The 2709-nt window shown below is 60.8% G+C and carries 2 protein-coding genes; one reads left to right on the plus strand and one right to left on the minus strand.

Annotated features, from left to right (window positions below):
• On the plus strand, nt 1-1319 hold a 1319-nt coding region (locus D8V06_RS02575), incomplete at its 5' end, for a sigma 54-interacting transcriptional regulator (RefSeq protein WP_130930385.1).
• Nucleotides 1320-1609: 290 nt separating this feature from the next.
• Here the strand turns inward: D8V06_RS02575 and cysS are convergent.
• Nucleotides 1610-2709: cysteine--tRNA ligase (cysS, locus tag D8V06_RS02580; protein ID WP_130930386.1), on the minus strand; the 1100-nt coding region annotated here is incomplete at its 5' end.

Consider the following 2709-nt stretch of genomic DNA (forward strand, 5'->3'; position numbering starts at 1 on the left):
CCCTGGGCATGGTCAAGATGATGAGCCAGACCGTGGAAAACCGGCTGATCCTCAACCTGTTCCAAGGCCAGCATTTCCAATTGACCTTCAACACCGGCCTGAACAACCTCGACAGCCAATGGGCCGGCTTGCTGATTTTCGATGAGAGCGGCCAAGTACTCTCGGCCAACCGCCGCGCCGACAATTTGCTGGGCGTGCGCCTGTCGCGGGTCAGTGTCGAAAGCCTGTTCAAGGTCTCGTTGCTGGAGCTGCTGAATCAACCCGAAGGGCTGCCCTTCTCTCTGCAGGCTTCCGGGCGCAACCGCTTCCAGTGTTTGCTGAAAAGACCGAAACAGGTTGCGATTCAACCGCGAGTATTCGCCGAACCGGCTGTGACTGTACCCACACCGGCCGTTATCAGCCTCAACACCCTGCACTTCGGCGACAGCCGTGTAGAAAAAGCTGTGCGCCAGGCCGAGCGCTTGCTGGAAAAAGACATTCCACTGTTGATCCACGGTGAAACCGGCGTTGGCAAGGAAGTGTTCGTCAAGGCTTTGCATCAGGCCAGCTCCCGCAGCAAACAGGCATTCATTGCGGTGAACTGTGCGGCCATCCCCGCTGAACTGGTCGAATCAGAGCTGTTCGGTTACGAGAAAGGCGCGTTTACCGGTGCCAACCAGAAAGGCAGTATCGGCCTGATCCGCAAGGCGAATAAAGGCACACTGTTCCTCGACGAAATCGGCGACATGCCGCTACCGACCCAGGCCCGCCTGCTGCGAGTGCTGCAGGAGCGCTGCGTGCAACCGGTGGGCAGCAGTGAGTTGTTCCCGGTGGACATCCGCATCATTTCCGCGACCAACCGCTCATTGCGCGAGCAGGTGCAGTTGGGGCGTTTCCGCGAGGACTTGTACTACCGCATCGGCGGCCTGACTCTAGAGCTGCCGCCCTTGAGAGAGCGCAGTGATAAAGAGGCACTGTTCAAGCGTTTGTGGGAACAGCACCGCGAACCGAGCCAGTGGGCCGGCCTGAGTCGCGAGGTACTGGAGTTGTTCGGGCGCCATCCGTGGCCGGGAAACTTACGTCAGGTCAGCAGCGTAATGCAGGTGGCGCTGGCCATGGCCGAGGAACAGCCGGTGCGGCCAGAGCATTTGCCGGATGATTTTTTCGTCGATCTGGAGATGGAGCCGGTGGAGACACCCGAGCCGCTGGCCGTGGATCTGAATGACGTCGAAGATTTGAACCGGCAATTGCAGGCGGCCGGGGGCAATATTTCCTATCTGGCGCGCAGGCTGGGGGTTAGCCGCAACACCCTTTACAAAAGACTGCGCCAGACTGAGTGACAAGGGATCGTTCCCACGCTCCGCGTGGGAACGCCTCAACGGACGCTCCGCGTTCGGCTCTAAATGGGACGCGGAGCGTCCCTGGATGCATTCCCACGCGGAGCGTGGGAACGATCAAAAAGCCAGCTCCCACAGAACCTGTGGGCTGCGACGATTTTGTATACGATACGGACACTGTGGGAGCTGGCTTGCCAGCGATGGGGCCCGCCCTGTCAGCGCCGAATTCGCGAACAGCACCAAAAAACAAAAACCCGCACAAGGCGGGTTTCGTTTTGAAGCGGATCAAGCCATCAGTCAGCCAGACGCCAGGTCGTGCCGCCCTTGCCGTCTTCCAGCACCACGCCCATGGCGGTGAGCTGGTCGCGGATGCGGTCCGATTCGGCCCAGTCCTTGCGGGCACGTGCCGCCAGACGCGCAGCGATCAACGCTTCGACTTCGGCTGCGTCCACTCGCCCTTCGGCGCCGGCCTGCAGGAAGTCATCAGCCTCAAGCTGCAACACGCCCAACACGCTAGCCAGTTCTTTCATACGGGCCGCCAGACCGGCCGCGGCATTGAGATCGCTCTCGCGCAGACGGTTGATCTCGCGAACCATCTCGAACAGCACCGCACAAGCTTCCGGCGTGCCGAAGTCGTCGTTCATCACCTGAGTGAAACGCTCGACGAAGGCTTCGCCGCCGGCCGGGGCTACGCTCGGCAGGCCTTTCAACGCATGGTAGAAACGCTCCAGAGCGCCTTTGGCGTCCTTGAGGTTGTCTTCCGAATAGTTGATGGCGCTGCGGTAATGGCTCGACACCAGCAGGTAACGCACGACTTCCGGGTGGTACTTGTCGAGCACGTCGCGGATGGTGAAGAAGTTGTTCAAGGACTTGGACATCTTCTCGCCATTGATGCGAATCATGCCGCAATGCATCCACGCGTTGGCGTAGGTCTTGCCGGTGGCCGCTTCGCTCTGGGCGATTTCGTTTTCGTGGTGCGGGAACTCCAGGTCGCTGCCGCCGCCATGAATGTCGAAGGTCTCGCCCAGGCAGCAGGTCGACATCACCGAGCATTCGATGTGCCAGCCCGGACGCCCGGCGCCCCACGGGGATTCCCAGCTCGGCTCGCCCGGCTTGGCGGCCTTCCACAGCACGAAGTCCAGCGGGTCCTGCTTGGACTCGTCGACTTCGATGCGGGCGCCGATACGCAGGTCTTCGATCTTCTTGCGCGACAGCTTGCCATAGCCCATGAATTTGCCGACGCGGTAGTACACGTCGCCATTGCCCGGGGCGTAGGCGTAACCCTTGTCGATCAGGGTCTGGATCATCGCGTGCATGCCGGGGATGTGATCCGTGGCGCGCGGTTCCATGTCCGGCTTCTTGATGTTCAGGCGCGCTTCATCTTCGTGCATCG

It is taken from the genome of Pseudomonas sp. Sample_24, from assembly GCF_004307605.1.
In the GTDB taxonomy this organism is placed as follows: Bacteria; Pseudomonadota; Gammaproteobacteria; order Pseudomonadales; family Pseudomonadaceae; genus Aquipseudomonas.